Here is a 19,593-nt window from a genome sequence, read left to right as displayed (position 1 = left end):
CACCCAGCCTACTCGACAGGCAGGTGACGCGAGAGCTCCATCGCATCGTGTAGAACCCGGTCGATCATGATTCTGTCCGCCTCTTGCCGGTAGATAAGGAAGTGCCGGGGATTGCGCACGATGCCCGACGCTGTGCGGCCTCGTTCGCGACTCAGTCGTAGATGCCAGGAGCGAACGCCGTCGCCGAGCTCCGGTCGTTCCGCGCTGCCGGCCTGGTTCGGGGCTGATGCGACATCACGCAGGCCGGCAACGATCAGGGCCTGATAGCGCTGGCGTGCAATCTCGCCGAACTGCTCGTCCGTCCAGGCCAGAATGTCGAGGATGTCGGCTTGCGCGGCTTTGGATAAACGGTACCGGGCCATCAGTCTTGCTTGCGTCGAGCGGCCTGCTGGCCAAGCTGGCCGATGAAGTCTTCGAGCTGGGCATCCTCCACATCCAGGTAACGACCCGCCGCGATATCTTCCCGACCTTTACGGGCCGCCTGCTGGAGCACATCGAGCTTGGCTGCTTCCAGGCGCTCACGCTCCTCGATAAGGCGCAGCCCTTCGCGCAGCACCTCGCTCGCGTTCTGATAGCGACCGGATTGCACCAGGCGTTCGACAAATTCGTGTTGGTGGTCGCTGAGCACCACGTTTCGGGTAGGCATGGCATCGACTCCAAGAGGGGGAGTGGGCCACTGTATGGGGGATTGGCAGATTATGCCAATGAGCCGTTGGGCCTCGCTGCGCTCGGCGCCAACCTACGGGAGCTGGAAAGCAAAAGGCCCGCATCTCGATGAGACTGCGGGCCTTTCTATGTCTGGAGCGGGCGAAGGGAATCGAACCCTCGTCATGAGCTTGGGAAGCTCAGGTAATGCCATTATACGACGCCCGCTTTCAAGGCCGCCTTTTTACCAGAAGCCTTGGCCAAAATGAAGCCCGATCATGCACTTAATGCACGCCTGCTACCTGGCAGCGGGGTGTGGAAGCCCCCGTCGCGGGGGCCTGCGTCGGGTGGTCAGACGGCCATCGCCTGGGTGGGCAGTGGCTGCAGGTGGCGCGGTTGCTGGGTGCTGGCGGGGGTGTCGAGGAAGCCGAGCATCACTTGCTGGGTCTGCAGCCAGCCGGCCTTGTGTTCGATGTCGATGAAGTGGCCGGCATTACGGATGGTGGCGAACTGGCAGTCGCGCACATGCTCGGCGAACAGCTGGGCATCCTTGGGGGATGTGTAGACGTCGTGCTCGCCGTTGACGAACAGCAGCGGGATGTCCACGGCCTTGAGGCAGTCCACGTAGCAGTTGGCGTCCAGGGACAGCACCTGGCGGATGTGGAAGTGCATCTGCCGGTATTCGTGCTCGTCGAGGTTGGCGACGTGCTTGTGGTTGAAGCGCTTGAACAACGCCGGCAGGTAGCGGCCGATGGTGTCGTTGACCAGCGTGCCGACGTTCTCGCGGTCCACCGCCTGCAGGTAGTTCATGCCGTTCTTCATGTAGTCGAGCATCGGCTCGTTGAGGATCGGCGAGAAGGAGTTGATCACCGCCTTCCTGATGCGAGCCGGGCTCTGGCCGAGGGCGAGCAGGGCAGCGACGCCCCCCCAGGAGAAGGACGAGAGGTAGTCCGCCTGGTAGTGCTCGATGAGCTCGAGGAGGATTTCCGCCTCGGTTTCCTTGGTGATCGGCCGGCTGTGGTCGTTGTGGGGCTTGGACCGGCCGGCGTAGGGCTGGTCGTAGAGCACCACGTTGAACTGCGGTTGCAGGTATTTCACCGTCTGCGCGAACGAGGCTGTAGTGGCCAGCGAGCCGTTGACCAGAATGATGGTGCGGCTGGCTTGAGGGTTGCCGTAGAACTCCGTGTGTACCTTGTACTTCCTGTCGATCGTGACGACCTGGGTCTGTGGCCTCATGTCGTTTCCTCCTGGCGCAAGTGGGTCGTGCGGACGAGGCAGGCCTCGTTCGCGGAGCATTCGGGCAGTCAGATAAACGCCTGGAGATGACAAGAGAATGTCAGGCGGTTTTTATTGGAATTTATTTATTTTTCAGTAACTTAGGTCGAAAAAGAGCAGGGCATCCAGCGCCCTTTCGAGGGGCCGGATGTGCGCTTTGACCAGGCAGGAAACCTATGTCGGCGGGTGAGCGCCGGGGTGTTGCGGATCGCTTGGAAGGTTGTGGTGACTCATGGGTCACACTCTGACCTTCGGTTTGGATTCAAGCAGAGGTCGGTTACCCCCGCAAGCGCGAATCAGCACTTTTTCCGTGCAGCCCGTCGGGTGATGAAGAAAAGGCTGCCGCTCTGTTTCGCGCCTTGCCACCGGATGGTCATCTCCGATGTTCCTCAGAGGAGAGGGAAGGGGAGAAGTTGCAGTCGATTAGGCGCCGGCCGTCGGTCCCTTAGAAGAGCTCGATCTCGTCCGCGCTCAGGGCGCGGTACTGGCCGGGCTGCAGGGCCGGGTCGAGGTGCAGCTCGCCCATGCTTTCGCGGTGCAGGCGCAGCACCTTGTTCTGAAAGTGGCCGAACATGCGCTTGACCTGGTGGTAGCGGCCTTCGTGCAGGGTCAGCCGGGCGGTGCGAGGGGCGAGGATCTCCAACTGCGCGGGGAGGGTGGTGAGGTCCTCGTAGGCGAAGTAGAGACCACGGGCGAAGGTCTCGATGCAGGCCGGGTTGATCACCTGTTCGGTTTCCACGGTGTAGACCTTGGGCTGCTTGGTCTGTGGCAGGGTGAGGCGGCGTGACCAGAGGCCGTCGTTGGTGATCAGCAACAGGCCGGTGGTGGTGAGGTCGAGGCGCCCGGCCAGGTGCAGCTCATGCTTGTCGGGCTCGTCCAGCAGGTCGAGCACCGTGGGGTGTTCGGGGTGCTCGGTGGCGCTGACCCAGCCGGCCGGCTTGTGCAGCATGAAGTAGCGCGCCGGCTTGCCGGGCTGTACTTCGCGCTCGTCGAGGGTAACGCGGTCGAACACCCGCACGTCGAGGCTGCCGTTGGTGACCACGGCGCCGTTGACCCGCACGCGCCCCGTGGCCAGTTGCAGGCGCGCGGCCTGGCGGTTGAGGTCGGGGAGGTTGCCGAGCAGGCGGTCGAGGCGCATCAGGTGGGTTCTTCGGGGGGCAGCAGGCGGGCGCAGCGGGGGCAGAGGCAGGCCTTGCCCTGGGCGTCCAGCGGGATGCGACGCAGGGCTTCGGGGGCGATCGGCGTGCTGAAGCACCAGCAGGGCTGGCCGCTGGCGGCTTCCTCGGCACAGTCGTTGGCCTGGCCGCAGAGCGGGCAGCGCGAAGGATCGGGGGGCTGGTTCATGCCGGTAGCGGGAGCCGTGGAAAAGGTCGCTAGGGTGCAGCGTGCTGGCAGCCGATGCAAGCCGCGCAGGATGGCCGTTGACCGATAAGCGGCGGCGCCCGGTGCAGCGCCCGTCGCAGAGCCTCCCGAGTGGGCGGAGCAGGGCGCCGGTCGGAAGAATTTGTGGGTCCCTGTGAATGACCTAGCAGCGAATTAGTAGCGCAGAGAGTAAGATTTTCGGCATTGTGCGCATCTTCGTCGGCATCGCCCGATGAACGCGTAAGAAATTCCAGTTGTCTACGGACTATCGCCACCTACTCAGCGGAACAGAGACCCACGTGTCCACACAAATCAATACGGTCAACAAAGCCAAGGCCTGGTCTGCACATGGCGTCACCGCTACCGGAGTGGTGCTGGCGCTGATGGCCATCCTCGCCCTCTTCGACAACCAGCCCCGCGACTGCCTGCTTTGGCTCGGCGCGGCCCTGCTGGTAGACGGCCTGGACGGCAGCTTCGCGCGCAAGGTCCAGACCAGCACCATGCTGCCGAACTTCGATGGCTCGACCCTCGACCTGGTCATCGATTACCTGACCTACGTGTTCATCCCCGCGCTCTTCATCTACCGCTACGTGCCGCTGCCGGACTACACCGTGCTGCCCACCGTGAGCCTGATCCTGGTTTCGTCGCTGTTCTGCTTCTGCAACCTGAACATGAAGAGCAGCGACAACTACTTCGTCGGCTTCCCCGCCGCCTGGAACGTGGTCGCGCTGTACCTCTACCTCATCGACCTGCCGCCGGTGGCGAGCTTCGCCATCATCTGCGTGCTGGCCGCGCTGACCCTGACCAAGCTGAAGTTCCTGCACCCCTTCCGCGTGCGCAAGCTGATGCCGCTGAACATCACCGTGACCTTCGTGTGGATGCTCAGCAGCATGTTCCTGATCATCCAGTACCCCGACCTGAAATCCATGATGGTCGCGCTCTGGGGCCTGTCCTCGGCCTACTTCGTCGGCGTGTGCCTGTGGCGCAGCCTGATGGACTGGAGCGGCAAGCTGCGCGCCTGATCCGTGCCTGTTGCACAAGAGCCCGTCCCCGCGACGGGCTTTTTTGTGGGCGCGACGAGCCGGGGGCGCATGGCCGGCCGGGCGACTTGCCTATATCCTTCACGCCTTTCCCACCCGCAGGACCCTTTCCAGATGAAAACGCAGCTGATCGAACTCATCACCAAAATCAGCTCGGGCTGCATGTCGGATGAGGAAATCGACACGATCGCCGACGAAGCCGCCCAGGCCTATGCCGATCCCGAGGCCTTCCTCGCCGCCAACCCGGACATCAACTACGACGACAGCTTCACCATTCCCCTGGGCGAGTGGGTGGTGGTCGGTAGCCTGCCGGAAACCGTGCTCTTCCACGCCGACGACTACCCGGACCTGCTGCAGCAGATCATCGATTCCTTCGGCCCGGAGGTGAGCTTCAACATCCAGCCCAAGCAGCTGAAGAAGGTCGACCCCCTGCGCGCCATGCACCGCATCCAGGTGCAGCTCAGCGCCCTTTACCCGGAGAAGGGCGGCTATGTGCTGGTGGGCTTCAGTGACCCGATGGAAGACGACATCCTCCAGGCCGTGCTGGTCTACAAGCAGGACGTGGCCCGTGTGCTGGAACTGGCCGATGAGCTGCAGATCGACGCCGTGGAAGTCTATGAATCCATGAAGGGCGCGCAGGACGACGACTGACGCTGGATGCTTGTCTGTAGGAGCGAATTCATTCGCGATCGGGCCTGTGCCTAGTGCCGTCGCGGTTGAAACCGCCCCCACAAGAGCAGGGCGAGCCCAGGCTGTGGAGAGGGCCGCTCCGCGGCCCCGGGCGAATGAATTCGCCCCTACAGGTCGTGCGCACCCTCTTCGTTCTTTGTTTAGCGCCTGCTGAACAATAGATAGGAAAAACTGGATTTTAAGCACCCTTGGCGGCGTGCGAGGCTCGTGCCATTCCATATCCAGGCGCCCCACAATGGGTTTTCCCCCGTCACTGATTGCACCACCCGAGCCCCTCGCCGCACCGGCGGGGCGCGGGCTGCGGTGTGAGCGCCGGTGGCCGGGGCAACCCAGTGTCTCCCTTCCCCTCGAACTGGCCTTCTGGGCCCTCTGGCACTGCCGCCACGCGCGCCCGCCGGACGCTGCTCCCTTCTGATCGCCGGCCGGTTCCCGCTGCGGAAACTGGCCTACCTTGATGACGATCCGTTCCCGAACGCACGGCTGCACAGTGTTTGCATGGCCTTGCCCGGGATCATCACCTGCGCCCGTCGCGGCGCTGAAGAGAGCCAGATGAAATTCGCCACAGAGCAGGAAGCCCGAGACTTTCTCGACCAGAACCCCGATATCGACGCCTTCGAGCTGTTCATCCTCGACGCCAACGGTGTACCACGGGGCAAGCTGCTGCACCGCGATGAGCTGCTCGCCGTGTACCAGAGCGGCCGGCCGCTGCCGAGCACCATCCTCGGCCTCACCCTCAATGGCGACGACGTGGAGAACTCCGGCCTGGTCTGGGACGTGGGCGACATCGACTGCCGCGCCTACCCGCTGGCCGGCAGCCTGGTGCGCATGCCCTGGCGCCGCATGCCCACCGCCGCCGTGCAGGTCAGCATGCACCCGAGCGAAGGCATGCCCGCCGCCATCGCCGACCCGCGCCATGTGCTGATCGAAGTGATCGAGCGCCTCAAGGCTGATGGCTTCCACCCGGTGATGGCCTGCGAGCTGGAGTTCTACCTGCTGGACCAGAAGCCCGATGCCCAGGGCCGCCCGCAACCGGCGCTGGATGGCGACGGCCGCCGCCCGCGCACCACCCAGGTCTACGGCCTGCGTGAGCTGGAGCAGATCGAGCCCTTCCTCGCCGACCTTTATGCGGCCTGCAAGGCCCAGGGCATTCCCGCCCGTACCGCCATTTCCGAATACGCGCCGGGCCAGGTGGAAATCACCCTGGAACATGGCGACGCACTGGAGGCCATGGACCAGGCCGTGCGCTACAAGCGCCTGGTCAAGGGCGTGGCCAACGCCCACGGCATGCAGGCCTGCTTCATGGCCAAACCCTTCGATCACCTGGCCGGCACCGGCATGCACATGCATGTCAGCCTGGCCGATGCGCAAGGCCGCAACCTGTTCGCCAGCGAAGACCCGGCCGGCACCCCGCAACTGCGCCTGGCCGTGGGCGGCATGCTCGCCTCCCTGCTGGATTCGCTGTTGCTGTTCTGCCCCAACGCCAACTCCTACCGCCGCTTCCAGGCCAACAGCTACGCGCCCCTGGCCCCAACCTGGGGTGTGGATAACCGCACCGTCAGCCTGCGCGTGCCCGGCGGCCCGGCCTACACCCGCCACATCGAGCACCGCATCTGCGGCGCCGACGCCAACCCCTACCTGGCGGCGGCCGCCATCCTCGCCGCCATCCACCGCGGCATCCGCGACGAGATCGACCCGGGCGAGCCGGTGGAGGGCAACGGTTATGCACAGGCCAAGGAATTGCTGCCCACCGACTGGCTCACCGCGTTGCAGGCCCTGGAGAACTCCAGCTGGGCGCGCGAGGCCCTGGGGCCGGAGTTCCTCGGCGTCTACCTCGCGGTGAAGCGCGCCGAGTACCGCCAGTTCATGGCCGAAGTGGGCGAGCAGGACTGGCGCTGGTACCTCAACCAGGCCTGATGCCCGGCCAGGCCGCCCCGCGTGTGCGGGGCGACGGCTGTTGTGCTGCCTCGAGCAGGAAAACCGAATTCGTACAGAGAAGGCCTCCGAGGGCCTCGCAGGAACCGAAGATGAATGTTGCATTGAAGACCACGCCCAGCGCCGAGCGCTGCGCCTCCTACTACACCGCTACCCTCAATTCCGAGACCGACTACCCCACCCTGCAGGGCACGGTGGAGGCTGACGTGGTGATCATCGGCGGCGGCTTCACCGGTGTCGCCACCGCCGTCGAGCTGGCCGAGCGCGGCCTCAAGGTTGCCCTGGTGGAGGCGAAGAAGATCGGCTGGGGCGCCACCGGGCGCAACGGCGGCCAAGTCACCGGCAGCCTCTCGGGCGACGCCGCCATGCGCAAGCAGATGCGCAAGCGCCTGGGTGAGGAGGTGGACGACTTCATCTGGCACCTGCGCTGGCGCGGCCACGCGATCATCAAGAGCCGGGTGGAGAAGTACGGCATCGCCTGCGACCTCAAGCACGGCCACCTGCATGCGGCGATGAAGCCCGCCCATATCGACGAGCTGCGCGAATCCTTCGAGGAGGCCCAGCGCCGCGGCATGGGCGACGACGTGACCCTGCTCGACGCCGCCGGCGTGCGCCAGCATCTGGAGAGCGACCTTTACCTGGGCGCGCTGAAGAACACCCGCAACATGCACCTGCACCCGCTCAACCTGTGCATCGGCGAAGCCCGTGCGGCGGAGAGCCTGGGGGCGATGATCTTCGAGCATTCCGAGGTGCTGGAGATCGTCCACGGCGAGCGCCCGGCGGTGGTCACCGCCCAGGGCCGCATCAACGCCCGCCAGGTGCTGCTGGCCGGCGACGTGTACCACAAGCTGGAGCCGAAGAAGCTCAAGGGCATGATCTTCCCGGCCATGGGCGGCATCGTCACCACCCGCCCGCTGGGCGAGTTGGCCGACCGCATCAATCCGCAGGACCTGGCCGTCTACGACTGCCGCTTCGTGCTCGACTACTACCGCCTCACCGCCGACAAGCGCCTGCTGCTGGGCGGTGGCGCCAACTACTCGGGGCGTGATTCGCGGGACATCGCCGGCGAGCTGCGCCCGGCCATCGAACGCACCTTCCCGGCGCTCAAGGGCATCGAGATCGACTACCAGTGGAGCTGCGCGATGGGCATCGTCATCAACCGCATCCCGCAACTGGGCAAGCTCTCGCCCAACGTCTGGTACTGCCAGGGCTACTCCGGCCACGGCATCGCCACCACCCACATCATGGGCGAGATCATGGCCCAGGCCATGACCGGCAGCCTCGGCCACTACGACACCTTCGCCGACTGCTCGCACATCAAGGTTCCCATGGGCGACGTCTTCGGCAACCCGATGCTGGCGGTGGGCATGTGGTACTACCAGATGCTGGAGAAGCTGCGCTAAAGACCGTCGTAGCGCGGGGTGTGCAGGGGCGGTGCCTGCCGTATGGCTTCACCGAACTCGTGCTTGCCCCCTATCTTTCGGGGTATCGCCTTTCCTTCTCGAGGTCACATATCCAGATGCTCGAAAAGCACTTTTAAGAGTGCTTTTTTCGGTGCTATTCTGCGAGTCCTCTCTGTTCGCACACATGACCTTGACCAAGACAGCTCGGCCACAGCAGAGAACCAGAGATTAGCTCAGCGAAGCTTGATGGTTCGGCCCTTGGAAATGAGCTCAGGCACCTTAGAAACGCAGATAGCGGAGAACAGGCAGATATGGCGATGACCTACGTGGTTTTGGCTGACGTTGCGGCGTCAGTGACGGAACTGAAAAAAGACCCCATGGGCACCATTCGTGAAGGTGGCGGCGAAACGGTCGTGATCCTCAATCGAAATGAACCGGCGTTCTATGCCGTGCCCCCTGCACGGTACGAAGCCATGCTGGAACTGATTGACGATCTGCAACTGGCTGAAGCCGTGCGCGCTCGGGCTGGTGAACCTACTGTACGGGTAGATATCGATGACCTCATCGCGCAAGCCGGCGGAGCCGACTAAGTACGACCTGGAGTTCAACGCTCAAGCGCTCAAGGAGTGGGGAAAGCTGGGGAGGACCATCCAGTTGCAGTTCGCCAGAAAGCTCAAGGAACGGCTCGACAACCCCCGAGTCGAGGCCGACAAGCTCCGGGATATGCCCAACTGCTACAAGATCAAGCTGCGTGCCATCGGCTACCGGCTGGTATATGAGGTGATCGACAGTCGCGTGGTTGTCACCGTGATCGCCGTGGGCAAGCGAGAGCGAAGCAAAGTCTATGGCGCTGCGACCAAGCGCTTGCAGGGCCCTTGAGCCGTCGCAGCACTGGGCCCAGGTGCTTCAACCTGGGTAACGGCATTCGTCAACGCCGCCGCTGAGGGGAGCAGAGTGCGGTGCGCCTTCTGTGGGAGCGGTTTCAACCGCGATTGGCCGCACACTGGGCCCCATCGCGAATGAATTCGCTCCCACGCTGGCGTTGAACCGGGGCCCCGATGCGTTGGGCCTCGCTGCGCTCGGCGCCAACCTACGGTGCTTCATGGCGCACCTGTAGGGGCGAGTTCATTGGCTCTGTCTGCGTTAGCTGTTGTGGTTTTAATGCAAGCGCTCAAGCACGGTGCTTTCCGGGCGCCCAAGGATTCGTGCCACCTCCACCGCATGGGTTTCGCTTCGCTCTACGCCATCCTACGAACGTGCGCTGGGTTACTGCGCACATCAATGTGAGGGGTCGAGCGAAGAAAGTTGGAGCAGCCGCCAACGCCCCTCCAGGAGGCCGAACGCAGTCGTTGCGCCGGGGGACGAGCGGCATGGATGCCGCGAGAGGCGCGCCAGGCCATGGATGGCCCATCGCGCCGGCCCCCAGAGCAACGATGGAGTGAGGGAACCCCGGCGAAGCCGGGGCCGGATGATGGGGCAAGTTTTTTGGTTCCTTTTCACCGGGCTGGCGTTCCAGCGATTGGAAAAGGGACTCGCCCGGGTGGGCGAAACCAGAAACATCACCAGAGCTCGACAATCAGCTGAGCTCAAATCCTCTAGCAACACTTAACGCAGACAGAGCCAATTCATTCGCCAAGCAGGCCGCAGGACTGCCCCGGCCCAGAGCCCCATGCAGCACCGCCAAGGTGGAGGTAAAAAGCGACCTCCACCCTACCCGTAGGTTGGCGCCGAGCGCAGCGAGGCCCAACGCATCGATGATCGTTGACCTGTAGACACCCACCACAGCATAGGGCTGCCCACGACAGGCACTACAGGCTGCGTCGCTTCAAGGTATCCGACGGCAACTCGCCGAACTGCGCCTTGTAGCTCTCGGAAAAGCGCCCGAGGTGCAGGAAGCCGTAATCCAGGGCCAGTTCGGTGACATTGCGCACGCAGCAGTCCGGATCACTGAGGCAGGCGTGGATGCGCTCAAGCTTCTTCTGGCGGATGTAGTGCCTGGGCGTGGTACCGGCGTGACGTTCGAACAGGGCGTAGAGCGAGCGCAAGCTCATCTGCGCCTGGGCAGCCAGTTCCTCGCTGGTGATGTCCTGCTTGAGGTTGCGCTCGATGTGATCGGCGATGCGCTCGAAGGACGCCGCCTGGGAACCGAGCTGCTCACGACTTACGTTGGTGCGCATCAGGGTGAGCATCTTGCTGGCGACGATCTGGGTGTAGTGGTCCTGCACCCGCAGCAAGGGGTCGCTGCTTTCCGCCTCCTGGCAGACCATGGCCAGCAGGTTGATGAAGCCGTCCAGTTCCAGCAGGCGATAGCGGTTCTGCAGGAAGCGCACGCCGTCGCCCGGGCGCAGCCAGCGCTGCTCGTCGCAGACCGCCTCCATGAGCGCCACCGGCATCTTCAGGATGAATTTCTCGCAGTCGTCTGAATAGGTCAGGTCGACCGGGTCGTCGGGGTTGATCAGCAGCAGCTCGCCCGGCGCCAGGTAGTGCTCCTGGCGATGCCCGCGCCACAGGCAATTGCCCCGTAGCAGGACCTGCAGGTGGTAGATGGTCTCCAGGGCCGGAGAGGTGACCCGTACGCTGCCGCCATAGCTGATACGGCACAGGTCCAGGCTGGCGAACTTGCGGTGATTGAGGCTGGCCTCGGGCCGCCCCACGGTGGGCAGACGGATATCGTGGGAGCCGACATGCTGGTTGACGTAACCCGACACCGCATAAGGGTCGGCACGCTCAAACACCATGCTGCGCTCGCTCAGCAGGCAATTTTCCATGTCCAACACACTCTTGTTGTTATTTTACGGAGCCACAGTGACCGGCAAGGTATCCCCCGGGCTGAGCCGCGGCAATTCGACAATCGAATATCCGTTCGATTATCGAACACCGCGATGAGTGTTATGGATCAGGGCCAGCCTGCAATTTTCAAGCGAGCCACACCCGAATGACCCGTCATGCAGGTCACATCGGGTCACGTCGCATCCGCATGGCTCACCAGCCCCTTGATCACCACCGCCGCCGTGGCGATCGCAGCGGGGACCACCAGCGCGGTGAGCACCTGTTCGAAGTTCCAGCCCAGGCCCAGCAGCGTGGCACCGATCCAGGCGCCGAGGATGGCGCCGAAGCGGCCGATGCCGAGCATCCAGGACACGCCCGTGGCGCGGCCCTGGGTGGGGTAGAAGCGTGCGGCGAGGGACGGCATGGCCGATTGCGCGCCGTTGATGCACATGCCGGCGAGCAGCACCAGGGTCGCCAGCAGGGTGACCTGGCCCAGGCTCTGGCCGACGAAGTAGGCGAAGACGCCCGCCAGCAGGTAGAACACGCCGATGACCTTGTGCGGGTTGAATTTGTCCATCGCCCAGCCCACGCCCACGGCGCTGAGCACGCCGCCGAACTGGAACAACGCGCCGATGAAGGCGGCCTGTTCCATGCTCGCGCCGCTGTCGCGCATCAGAGTCGGCAGCCAGCTGGTGAGCAGGTAGACGATCACCAGGCCCATGAAGTAGGTCAGCCACAGCAGCAGGGTGCCGGCGCTGTAGGTGCCGGCGAAGACCACCTTGAGCACGTTGCGGCTCTGCACCGTCTTCTGTTCCGGCACGCTGAAGTCCGTGGCCACGGCCACTTCCGCCGGGGCGATGGGGGCCAGCACCTGGCGCACCTTGTCGGCACCGCGATTGCGCACCACCAGGTAGCGGGCGGATTCCGGCAGCCAGACCACCAGCACCACCGCCAGCAGCAGCGGCAGCACGCCGCCGAGCAGCAGCAGGCTGTGCCAGCCGAAGGCCGGGATCATCTTCGCGGAGACGAAGCCGCCGGACGCCATGCCGAGGTTGAAGCCGCAGAACATGCTGGTTACCAGCAGCGACTTGAGCCGCTCCGGCGTGTATTCGGAGAGCAGCGTGGTGGCGTTGGGCATCGCCGCGCCCAGGCCCAGGCCGGTGAGCAGGCGCAGGGCGAGCAGTTGGTCGATGTTGCTGCTGAAGGCCGACAGCAGGCTGAACAGGCCGAAGAGGAACACCGCCACCACCAGCACGATCTTGCGGCCGAAGCGGTCGGCCAGCGGGCCGGAGCCCAGGGCGCCGAAGACCATGCCGATCAACGCGGCGCTCATCACCGGGCCGAGGCTGGCGCGGTCGATGCCCCAGTCCTGGGTCAGGGCCGGGGCGATGAAGCCCATGGCGGCGGTGTCGAGGCCGTCGAGGAAGACGATGAGGAAGCACAGCAGCACGATCCGCCATTGGTAGCGGGAGAGCGGCTGGGCATTGATGAAGGATTGGACGTCGAGGGTACCGGCGGCCGGTAGCTGTGCAGGGCGGGTCATGTAGGAAGTTCCTGTGAAGGCGTCTTCGCGCGGCGCGGGTCGATGGGTTCGACCTCTAAGCCGGACTGCGCGAATGAGACAGGAATGAGCGTGCCCGGCAGGCGAACCCCTGCGGCGTGCGACGACGGAGCGCTTGCGCGCTGCGGGTGGCTGCTGGCCATGGCTGACTCTCATTGTTTTTATGGCGCCGCATCGTGTCGTGCGGCCCGGCAAACACTACGGAGAGGCCCGGGGCAGTTCAATTCGATAATCGACTATGCGTGCGCTTATCGAACGCTTTGCAAGCGGCGCTGCGCGTGGATGTCGGAGCGACATCCACGCCGTGTGGGAATGCCCTTACTGGAACAGACGCGCGCTGAGTTCCTTGCTCGCCTCCAGCAGCACCGGCAGGAAGCGCGTCTCCAGTTCCTGGCGGGTGACGCGCCCGGCGTGGGTGCCGACGTTGAGGGCGGCGAGCACCTGGCCGGCGGAATCCTTCAGCGGCACCGCCACCGAGCGCAGGCCGACTTCCAGCTCCTGGTCGATGATCACCCAGCCCTGGGTGCGGATCTCGGCGACGCTCGCGCGCAGCCCATCGGGCGTGTGCACGGTGCGGCTGGTCTTGATCTGCAGGTCGGCGTGCTCGATGTACTCCTCCAGCGCCGCGTCATCCAGGGCGGCGAGGAGGATGCGGCCCATGGAGGTGCAATAGGCCGGCAGGCGGCTGCCGACGCTGAGGTCCACCGAGATCAATCGCTGCGGCGTGGCCGAGCGGGCGATGTAGAGGATCTCGTCGCCCTCCAGGGTGGCCATGGAGCAGGCCTCGTGCAGCTGCTCGCTGAGACGGTCGAGGATCGGCTGCGCGGTGACTGCCAGGGGCGTCGACGACAGGTAAGCGTGGCCAAGGGTGAGCACCTTGGGCAGCAGCGAATAGGTGCGCCCGTCGGTGGTCACGTAACCGAGGTTCATCAGCGTGTGCAGGCAGCGGCGCACCGCAGCGCGGGGGATCTCGGTGCGATGGCTGATCTGGGCGATGGTCAGGTGGCGCTTGCGCTCCTGGAAGGCGTGGATCACCGCCAGGCCGCGGGCCAGGGAAGTCATGAAGTTGGGGTCGCCGGTGAAGGCTTCGATGCGCTTGGCCGGCGAGGCGATGATGGGCGGCGCCAGGGGCGGCAGGGGGACGCGTTGTTCGTCGCTCATTGTTGTTGTCCTTGGCGGTCACGGCGAGAGTCGGGCGATTATCGAAGCGGTGGGCGGTTATCGCAATTGTCGGCACGCCCTCGCAAATACGGGACTACTGGGCAGCGTCCAGCTTCACGCTGCGCAGCTGCTTCATGCGGCTCAGGGTGCGGGCGAAGTCCACCGCATTGCCGCCTTCGGCCAGTTGCTCCAGCGCCACGGCGGAGAACAGCCGCAGGTGCAGCCCGCGGTCGTAGGCGATGTCGATGAAATTGAGGAAGCGCTGGCTGACGTCCTGGGGGTGGTCGCCGAGGCGGTCCAGCCCGCCCACCGCCATATGCGGGAAATGCTCGATCAGCCACAGGTAGTCACTGGCCGAGCGCGGCGTGGCGAACAGCTCGTGGAAGTCCAGCCAGGCACGGTCGCCCTCCAGGGCATGCACCCGCAGCGGGTGGTGATTGACCTCCAGCACCTGGTCCAGCAAGGCACCCTCCCCCAGCCCCAGGGCACGGCGGATCGATGCGCCGCCGTCATCCGGCTCGGGCCAGCAGTAATCGCCCCAGGCTTCCAGCTCGGTGCTGTGCTGGCGGTAGTCCTGCCCCGCATCGAGGGAAACCACGTCGAAGCGCTTCTCGATCAGCTGGATGGCCGGGCGGAAGCGCTCACGGTACAGCGGGTTCGGGCACAGCCTGTCGGGGCTGTAGTTGGAGGTGCAGACCAGGCCCACGCCCTCCTCCACCAGCACCTTGAGCAGGCGCCCGAGCAGCATGGCGTCGCCGATGTCGTGCACGTGGAATTCGTCGAAGCACAGCAAGCGCGTCTGCTGGGCGATCTCCCGGGCGACACGGGCCAGCGGGTCGGACTGGCCGCTGAAGGCGAGCATGCGCACCTGCAACTCCTGCAGGAAGGCGTGGAAGTGCACGCGGCGCTTGGCCTGCACCGGCGCCGCGGCGAAGAAGGCGTCCATCACGAAGCTCTTGCCCCGGCCGACACCGCCCCACAGGTAGACACCCGCCACCGGCCGGCGGAACCAGCCCCGGCGCGCGGCCAAGTGCTTGTCCAGCCAGTCGCCGAGGTGCTCGATGGCCGCCTGCTGCGCGCTGTCGGCGCGGTAGCCCCGCGCCTCCAGCACGGCGTTGAAGTGCCGCCGGATACGGTCGAGGACCGTTTCGGCGGGCTGATCGGACTGCAGCGTTCTAGAAGTCAAAGAAGACCGTTTCCCCTTCCCCCTGGATGCGGATATCAAAGCGGTAAGCGAGCGTGCCGTCCACCTCGCAGCGCTGGGCGACGAGGGTTTCCCGGCGCTGCGGCTGCTCGATCAGGGCGAGCACCGGGCAGCGGGCGTTGGCCTCGGCCTCGTCGTCGAAGTACAGGCGCGTCTGCAGGTGGATGTTGATGCCCCGGGCGAACAGCGAGACGTTGATGTGCGGCGCCATGGGCACCCCGGCGGCGTTGTGCACCACGCCGGGCTTGATGGTCTTCAGCGTCCACTCGCCGGCGTCGAAGGTGGTGGCGGTACGGCCGAAGCCGTTGAAGGGCTTCTCCGGGTCGAAGGCGCAGTCATAGCGCCCCTCGTGGTCGGCCTGCCAGAACTCCAGGAAGGAGTCGCGCACCAGGTGGCCGTTGCCGTCGTAGACATGGCCGATGAGCAGGATGTGCTCGCCGGGCGCCCCGGGCCTGGCCATCTCGTTCCAGATTTCCAGGTCGCGGACCGGGTTGCCGGCAGCGGCGAGCGCCAGGCCGATGTGCACATAGGGGCCGGCGGTTTGCGACGGGGTTTCCGGCAGCAATTGAATGGGCATGCGCGCAGCTCCTCAGCGGTTTTCGAAGTGGGTCCGGCGCTGGCCGCGCAGGACGATGTCGAAGCGGTACGCCAGGCAATCCATGGGGTTGGCGGCGTTCATGTCGAGCTTGGCGATCAGGCTCTGCACTGCTTCGGGGTTGGCGATGGATTTGACGATGGGGCACATGGGGATCAGCGGGTCGCCCTCGAAATACAGCTGGGTGATCAGCCGGGTGGCGATCGACGGGCCGCTGATGGAGAAGTGGATATGCGCCGGGCGCCAGTCATTGGGGCCGTTGCGCCACGGATAGGGGCCGGGCTTGATGGTGCGGAAGCTGTAGTAGCCCTCGCTGTCGGTCAGCGCGCGGCCGACCCCGCCGAAGTTCGGGTCCAGCGGCGCCAGGTAGCGGTCGTTCTTGTGGCGGTAGCGGCCGCCGGCGTTGGCCTGCCACATCTCCACCAGGGTATGCGGGATCGGCTTGCCGTACTGATCGCAGACGCGCCCGGCGACGATGATGCGCTCGCCGATGGGCAGGCCGCCGTGGTCGAAGTTGAGCAGCAGGTCGTTGTCGAAGCGCCCTAGCTTCAGGTGCGAGAAATCCGGGCCGCTGGTTTCGGAAACCGATTGCGGGATGCTCACCAGCGCCTGGCGCGGGGAACGGGGAATGGAGGTCTTGTAGTCAGGCGTCAGGGCTTTGGGGTGCCAGTTGCGGTCACGAATGACGAAGCGGCTCTGTTCCGCATCGGACATGTCGATCTCCTTCTTATTGGATTTATGGAGGCTGCGGGGCAGCAGGCTGTGGCGGAGTGTCGCGCCTCGCTGGCGGCGGCAAAACTGAAATAACGCCACCCATCCATAACCAATCAGTTAAGGATATTGCCCTTCGCGGTAGGACTGCCCCAGCTCCCGCAACACCTCCACGCACCAGTGCGCCGCCAGGGGCAGCGGCAGCGCGGCGTTGCTGCAGATACCCACCGAACCGCCCGGCTCCTGGATGCCCAGTTGCAGCTCCACCAGCTCGCCCCGGCGCAGGTCCAGCTGCACCGCGTCGGTGGGGGCGATCCAGATCGCCTCGCTGGTCTGCACGTAGCGCCGGCTCAAGGCCACGGACAGGGTTTCCAGGCGCTGGCGTGGCGGGTTGATGCCGCATTGCACGAAGAAGGCATCGGCGTACTTGCGGATGGTGGTCCCGGCCAGCGGCAGCACCAGCGGGTAATCCTGCAGCCGCTCCCGTGCCGGCGGCCCCGCCAGCAACGGGTGGCCGGGGCGCACCACCAGGGTCATCGACTCGCTGTACAGGTGCTCGAACAGCAGGCCCTGGATCTGCGGGCTGTCGGTCATGCGCCCCACCACCAGGTCCAGCTCGCCTACGTGCAGCTGCGACAGCAGGTAGGCGCTGGGGCCGGTCACCACGCTGGCCACCAGGGTCGGGTGGCGCGCGTGCAGGCGACGCACCACCTCGGGCACCAGCAGACTCTCCACCGTCGACAGCACGCCCAGGCGCAGGGTGGCGGACTCGTGCTCGCCACTGCGCAGGCTGTCCACGCCATCGCGCAGCGCCTGCACGCAGGGGCCGGCGTAGCGCATGAAGGCCACGCCCGCCTCGGTGAGGGTGACGCCGCTCTTGCTGCGCGCGAACAGGCTGGCGCCGAGCAGGTCCTCCAGTTCCTTGAGGGTCTTGGAAATGGCCGGCTGGCTCACTGCCAGCTTGTCCGCCGCCCGCGCCAGGGTGCCCTGGCGCGCCACTTCGAGAAAGCACACCAGGTGGCGGAACTTGATGCGGGTATCGATATTCACGGCAGGCGCCCGGTGAGGGAAATGCCGGAAGCCTAGCCTTGATCCCGGGCCAGGCCAACAGATTTGGTTATGACCGGGGACCGAGTTCGCGTCGCGTAGAGCGAGCCGTCGACACAGGCGAGGAATGACTCCACCCCATAAAAAAACAGGCCCGAAGGCCTGTGAATTAGGAGGGTGTCGCACTTGCTCAGTGGGCGATGCACACCGATTTCAGCTCGGTGTAGGCCTCGATGACGGTGCGGCCGAACTCGCGGCCCATGCCCGATTGCTTGACGCCGCCGAACGGCATGTTGGGGTCCAGCAGCACGTGGGCGTTGACCCACACGGTGCCCGCTTCGATGCGCGGCACCAGGTTCATCGCCTTGGTCAGGTCGTTGGTCCAGAGGCTGGCGGCCAGGCCGTATTCGCTGTCGTTGGCCATGGTGATGGCGCTCTCCTCGTCGTCGAAGGGGATCACCGACAGCACCGGGCCGAACACTTCCTCGCGGGAGACGGTCATGGAGTGGTCGACATCGGCCAGCACCGTGGGGCGCACGTAGAAGCCTTCGCTGTCCACCGGCGTGCCACCGGTGACCACCCGGGCACCTTCGCTGCGGGCCAGCTCGATATGGCGCAGCACGCCCTGCTGCTGCTTGCGCGACACCAGCGGGTTGATGGCTGCCGTGCAGTCCATGCCGGCACCGATGCTCATGCCGGACACGGCGGCGGCCAGCTTCTCGACGAACTCGTCGTAACGCGAGCGCTGCACGTAGAAGCGCGACGCCGCGGCGCAGACCTGGCCCTGGTTGAGCAGGCCGCCGAGCAGCGCACCGCCGATGGCTTTGTCGATGTCCGCGTCGGCGAGGATGATCATCGGGTTCTTGCCGCCCAGCTCCAGGGCGAAGCGGGTCATGTTGCGCACCGCCACCGCGCCGACGCTCTTGCCCACGGCGGTGGAGCCGGTGAAGGACACCTTGTTGATCAGCGGGTGCGAGGCCAGGGCATTGCCCACGGTGGCGCCGCCCCCGGTCACCAGGTTGAACACGCCCGGCGGGATGCCCGCCTCCAGCGCCAGTTCGGCCAGGCGCAGCGCGGTCAGCGGCGTCTCGGTGGCCGGCTTGATCACCACCGTGCAGCCGCAGGCCAGCGCCGGCATCAGCTTCCAGGTGGTGATCATCAGCGGGAAGTTCCAGGGCACGATGCCGGCCACCACGCCCACCGGCTCGCGACGGGCGAAGGCGGTGAAGCGCGCGCCTTCGGGCAGCGGGATGGACACGTCCAGGCTCTGGCCCTCGATCTTGGTCGCCCAGCCGGCCATGTAGCGCATGAACTCCACCGTAGCGCTGACATCGAGCATCCGCGCCATGTTGATGGACTTGCCCTGGCTCAGGGTTTCCAACTGCGCCAGTTCCTCGCCGTGCTCCTCCACCAGCGCGGTGAAGCGCAGCAGGATGCGTTCGCGGTCGGCCGGGCGCAGGCCCGACCAGACGCCGGCCTTGAAGGCGCGGTGGGCCGATTGCACGGCACGGTCCAGCAGCGCGTCGTCGGCTTCCGCCACATCGGCGATCACCTCGCCGGTGGCCGGGTTCAGCACTGGGGTGGAAGCGCCTTCGGGCACCACCCACTGGCCGTCGATGAAGCAGCCGTGGCGGCGTTGCAGGAAGGCCGCGACCTGCGGCAGTACGTCAACCTTGCTCATGTTCTTTCCTCGTTCATGGGAGTTCCGGAGCGCCTCAGTGCGACTGGGCGAGGAAGCAGGCGATGGCCTGGCGATCCGTCGCGTCGGCCAGGCCGGCATAGGGCATGTAGGTACCGGGCACCTGGGCCTGCGGCTGGGCGATGAAGGCTTGCAGGCTGTCCTGCTGCCAGGGCTGAGCGCGGGCCTTCATCGCCTGGGAATAGGCGAAACCGGGCTGGCTGCCGGCGGCGCGGCCGATCACCCCGGCCAGGTTCGGCCCCATGCCCGGCGCGGCACCCTTGCTGGCGGCGTGGCACACCGAGCATTCGGCGGCGAAGGCATTGGCGCCCCGCTCCACCCCGGCCTGGCCGCAATCGGCGAGAACCGGCAGGGCCGGCAGCAGGAACAGCAACGAGGCGGCAGCGAGGAACGGGCGGATCTTGTTGTTAGGCGGCATGCAACGAACCTTGATGACCTGGGCCACCCGACGGACACCGGGGCGCCCTGCGGGAAATGCCGCCCTCAAGGCCCTCCCGCA

General features: G+C 65.6%; 20 protein-coding genes and 1 tRNA gene. 6 read left to right on the top strand and 15 right to left on the bottom strand.

The genetic code is table 11. The features are described 5' to 3' along the window. Nucleotides 1–8: 8 nt before the first annotated feature. The 6 genes from RTW82_RS21000 to RTW82_RS20975 all read right to left on the bottom strand — a co-directional run bounded on the left by RTW82_RS21000 (nt 9) and on the right by RTW82_RS20975 (nt 3,264). A complete protein-coding gene (locus tag RTW82_RS21000) occupies nt 9–362 on the bottom strand; it encodes a type II toxin-antitoxin system RelE/ParE family toxin (RefSeq protein WP_271660264.1) in 354 nt (117 codons plus the stop codon). Continuing rightward, nucleotides 362–646, bottom strand: a complete 285-nt coding sequence (locus RTW82_RS20995) for a type II toxin-antitoxin system ParD family antitoxin (protein WP_021218734.1) — start codon at nt 644–646, stop codon at nt 362–364. The genes RTW82_RS21000 and RTW82_RS20995 overlap by 1 nt, the downstream gene beginning before the upstream one ends. A 153-nt stretch (nt 647–799) precedes the next feature. Next, nucleotides 800–873 (bottom strand) — tRNA-Gly (locus RTW82_RS20990). Between the two features lie 123 nt (nt 874–996). After that, nucleotides 997–1,881, bottom strand: a complete 885-nt coding sequence (locus tag RTW82_RS20985) for an alpha/beta fold hydrolase (RefSeq protein WP_021216983.1) — start codon at nt 1,879–1,881, stop codon at nt 997–999. 484 nt (nt 1,882–2,365) lie between these two features. Further along, nucleotides 2,366–3,058 (bottom strand): RNA pseudouridine synthase, encoded by a 693-nt coding sequence (locus RTW82_RS20980; protein WP_316926344.1) that lies wholly within the window; start codon nt 3,056–3,058, stop codon nt 2,366–2,368. Continuing rightward, a complete protein-coding gene (locus tag RTW82_RS20975; RefSeq protein WP_184491969.1) occupies nt 3,058–3,264 on the bottom strand; it encodes a cysteine-rich CWC family protein in 207 nt (68 codons plus the stop codon). Before RTW82_RS20975 ends, RTW82_RS20980 begins: the two co-directional genes overlap by 1 nt. A gap of 317 nt (nt 3,265–3,581) precedes the next feature. On the opposite strand from RTW82_RS20975, the gene pcsA reads away from it, so the two are divergent. From pcsA to RTW82_RS20945, 6 genes are all read left to right on the top strand, one after another. Further along, the gene (gene pcsA / locus RTW82_RS20970; protein ID WP_021216986.1) at nt 3,582–4,304 is read left to right on the top strand and encodes a phosphatidylcholine synthase; all 723 of its coding nucleotides are present in this window, start codon (nt 3,582–3,584) and stop codon (nt 4,302–4,304) included. A gap of 132 nt (nt 4,305–4,436) precedes the next feature. Further along, nucleotides 4,437–4,973: a hypothetical protein gene (locus RTW82_RS20965; RefSeq protein ID WP_316926343.1), complete on the top strand. Its 537-nt coding sequence runs from the start codon at nt 4,437–4,439 to the stop codon at nt 4,971–4,973. Nucleotides 4,974–5,561: 588 nt separating this feature from the next. Then, nucleotides 5,562–6,926, top strand: a complete 1,365-nt coding sequence (locus RTW82_RS20960; protein ID WP_021216988.1) for a glutamine synthetase family protein — start codon at nt 5,562–5,564, stop codon at nt 6,924–6,926. Between the two features lie 110 nt (nt 6,927–7,036). Next, nucleotides 7,037–8,347 (top strand): FAD-binding oxidoreductase, encoded by a 1,311-nt coding sequence (locus RTW82_RS20955; protein ID WP_316926342.1) that lies wholly within the window; start codon nt 7,037–7,039, stop codon nt 8,345–8,347. A 317-nt stretch (nt 8,348–8,664) separates the two neighbouring features. Beyond that, nucleotides 8,665–8,937: a type II toxin-antitoxin system Phd/YefM family antitoxin gene (locus RTW82_RS20950; protein ID WP_172435033.1), complete on the top strand. Its 273-nt coding sequence runs from the start codon at nt 8,665–8,667 to the stop codon at nt 8,935–8,937. Further along, on the top strand, nt 8,903–9,226 hold the full coding sequence (locus RTW82_RS20945; RefSeq protein WP_316926341.1) for a type II toxin-antitoxin system RelE/ParE family toxin: 324 nt from the start codon (nt 8,903–8,905) through the stop codon (nt 9,224–9,226). Before RTW82_RS20950 ends, RTW82_RS20945 begins: the two co-directional genes overlap by 35 nt. Nucleotides 9,227–10,155: 929 nt before the next feature. Here RTW82_RS20945 and RTW82_RS20940 read toward each other — a convergent pair. The 9 genes from RTW82_RS20940 to RTW82_RS20900 form a co-directional block, all read right to left on the bottom strand. Then, nucleotides 10,156–11,115, bottom strand: a complete 960-nt coding sequence (locus RTW82_RS20940; protein ID WP_316926340.1) for an AraC family transcriptional regulator — start codon at nt 11,113–11,115, stop codon at nt 10,156–10,158. A 194-nt stretch (nt 11,116–11,309) separates the two neighbouring features. Continuing rightward, complete coding sequence (locus tag RTW82_RS20935) at nt 11,310–12,659, bottom strand: MFS transporter (RefSeq protein WP_316926339.1); 1,350 nt, start codon at nt 12,657–12,659, stop codon at nt 11,310–11,312. A gap of 336 nt (nt 12,660–12,995) precedes the next feature. Next, nucleotides 12,996–13,838: an IclR family transcriptional regulator C-terminal domain-containing protein gene (locus RTW82_RS20930; RefSeq protein ID WP_316926338.1), complete on the bottom strand. Its 843-nt coding sequence runs from the start codon at nt 13,836–13,838 to the stop codon at nt 12,996–12,998. Between the two features lie 94 nt (nt 13,839–13,932). Then, entirely contained in the window at nt 13,933–15,024 is a 1,092-nt protein-coding gene (gene zapE / locus RTW82_RS20925; protein ID WP_316926337.1) for a cell division protein ZapE, read from the bottom strand. Beyond that, nucleotides 15,014–15,619, bottom strand: a complete 606-nt coding sequence (gene pcaG / locus RTW82_RS20920) for a protocatechuate 3,4-dioxygenase subunit alpha (RefSeq protein ID WP_316926336.1) — start codon at nt 15,617–15,619, stop codon at nt 15,014–15,016. Before pcaG ends, zapE begins: the two co-directional genes overlap by 11 nt. A 12-nt stretch (nt 15,620–15,631) precedes the next feature. Continuing rightward, complete coding sequence (gene pcaH / locus RTW82_RS20915) at nt 15,632–16,351, bottom strand: protocatechuate 3,4-dioxygenase subunit beta (protein WP_271657794.1); 720 nt, start codon at nt 16,349–16,351, stop codon at nt 15,632–15,634. A 117-nt stretch (nt 16,352–16,468) separates the two neighbouring features. Further along, entirely contained in the window at nt 16,469–17,398 is a 930-nt protein-coding gene (gene pcaQ / locus RTW82_RS20910; protein WP_021221002.1) for a pca operon transcription factor PcaQ, read from the bottom strand. A gap of 187 nt (nt 17,399–17,585) precedes the next feature. Next, complete coding sequence (locus RTW82_RS20905; RefSeq protein ID WP_316926335.1) at nt 17,586–19,076, bottom strand: aldehyde dehydrogenase family protein; 1,491 nt, start codon at nt 19,074–19,076, stop codon at nt 17,586–17,588. A gap of 34 nt (nt 19,077–19,110) precedes the next feature. Continuing rightward, nucleotides 19,111–19,512 carry a c-type cytochrome gene (locus RTW82_RS20900; RefSeq protein WP_316926334.1) on the bottom strand — a complete coding sequence of 134 codons (402 nt, stop codon included), beginning with the start codon at nt 19,510–19,512 and terminating at the stop codon, nt 19,111–19,113. Nucleotides 19,513–19,593 lie beyond the last annotated feature (81 nt).

It is taken from the genome of Pseudomonas sp. zfem005 (assembly GCF_032621735.1).
Taxonomy (GTDB): domain Bacteria; phylum Pseudomonadota; class Gammaproteobacteria; order Pseudomonadales; family Pseudomonadaceae; genus Metapseudomonas; species Metapseudomonas solani.
The sequence above is the reverse complement of the archived record's forward strand: the minus strand, read 5'-3'. Positions and strand labels throughout refer to the sequence as shown.

Excerpts from the sequence above, each read along its gene's own strand:
- RTW82_RS21000 (WP_271660264.1), bottom strand. The coding sequence starts at position 362 with ATGGCCCGGTACCGTTTATCCAAAGCCGCGCAAGCCGACATCCTCGAC.
- RTW82_RS20965 (WP_316926343.1), top strand. The coding sequence starts at position 4,437 with ATGAAAACGCAGCTGATCGAACTCATCACCAAAATCAGCTCGGGCTGC.
- RTW82_RS20900 (WP_316926334.1), bottom strand. The coding sequence starts at position 19,512 with ATGCCGCCTAACAACAAGATCCGCCCGTTCCTCGCTGCCGCCTCGTTG.
- pcaH (WP_271657794.1), bottom strand. The coding sequence starts at position 16,351 with ATGTCCGATGCGGAACAGAGCCGCTTCGTCATTCGTGACCGCAACTGG.
- RTW82_RS20930 (WP_316926338.1), bottom strand. The coding sequence starts at position 13,838 with ATGAGCGACGAACAACGCGTCCCCCTGCCGCCCCTGGCGCCGCCCATC.
- RTW82_RS20935 (WP_316926339.1), bottom strand. The coding sequence starts at position 12,659 with ATGACCCGCCCTGCACAGCTACCGGCCGCCGGTACCCTCGACGTCCAA.
- pcaG (WP_316926336.1), bottom strand. The coding sequence starts at position 15,619 with ATGCCCATTCAATTGCTGCCGGAAACCCCGTCGCAAACCGCCGGCCCC.
- RTW82_RS20955 (WP_316926342.1), top strand. The coding sequence starts at position 7,037 with ATGAATGTTGCATTGAAGACCACGCCCAGCGCCGAGCGCTGCGCCTCC.
- RTW82_RS20960 (WP_021216988.1), top strand. The coding sequence starts at position 5,562 with ATGAAATTCGCCACAGAGCAGGAAGCCCGAGACTTTCTCGACCAGAAC.
- RTW82_RS20945 (WP_316926341.1), top strand. The coding sequence starts at position 8,903 with ATGACCTCATCGCGCAAGCCGGCGGAGCCGACTAAGTACGACCTGGAG.
- RTW82_RS20950 (WP_172435033.1), top strand. The coding sequence starts at position 8,665 with ATGACCTACGTGGTTTTGGCTGACGTTGCGGCGTCAGTGACGGAACTG.
- RTW82_RS20905 (WP_316926335.1), bottom strand. The coding sequence starts at position 19,076 with ATGAGCAAGGTTGACGTACTGCCGCAGGTCGCGGCCTTCCTGCAACGC.
- RTW82_RS20980 (WP_316926344.1), bottom strand. The coding sequence starts at position 3,058 with ATGCGCCTCGACCGCCTGCTCGGCAACCTCCCCGACCTCAACCGCCAG.
- RTW82_RS20995 (WP_021218734.1), bottom strand. The coding sequence starts at position 646 with ATGCCTACCCGAAACGTGGTGCTCAGCGACCACCAACACGAATTTGTC.
- RTW82_RS20985 (WP_021216983.1), bottom strand. The coding sequence starts at position 1,881 with ATGAGGCCACAGACCCAGGTCGTCACGATCGACAGGAAGTACAAGGTA.
- RTW82_RS20940 (WP_316926340.1), bottom strand. The coding sequence starts at position 11,115 with ATGGAAAATTGCCTGCTGAGCGAGCGCAGCATGGTGTTTGAGCGTGCC.
- RTW82_RS20975 (WP_184491969.1), bottom strand. The coding sequence starts at position 3,264 with ATGAACCAGCCCCCCGATCCTTCGCGCTGCCCGCTCTGCGGCCAGGCC.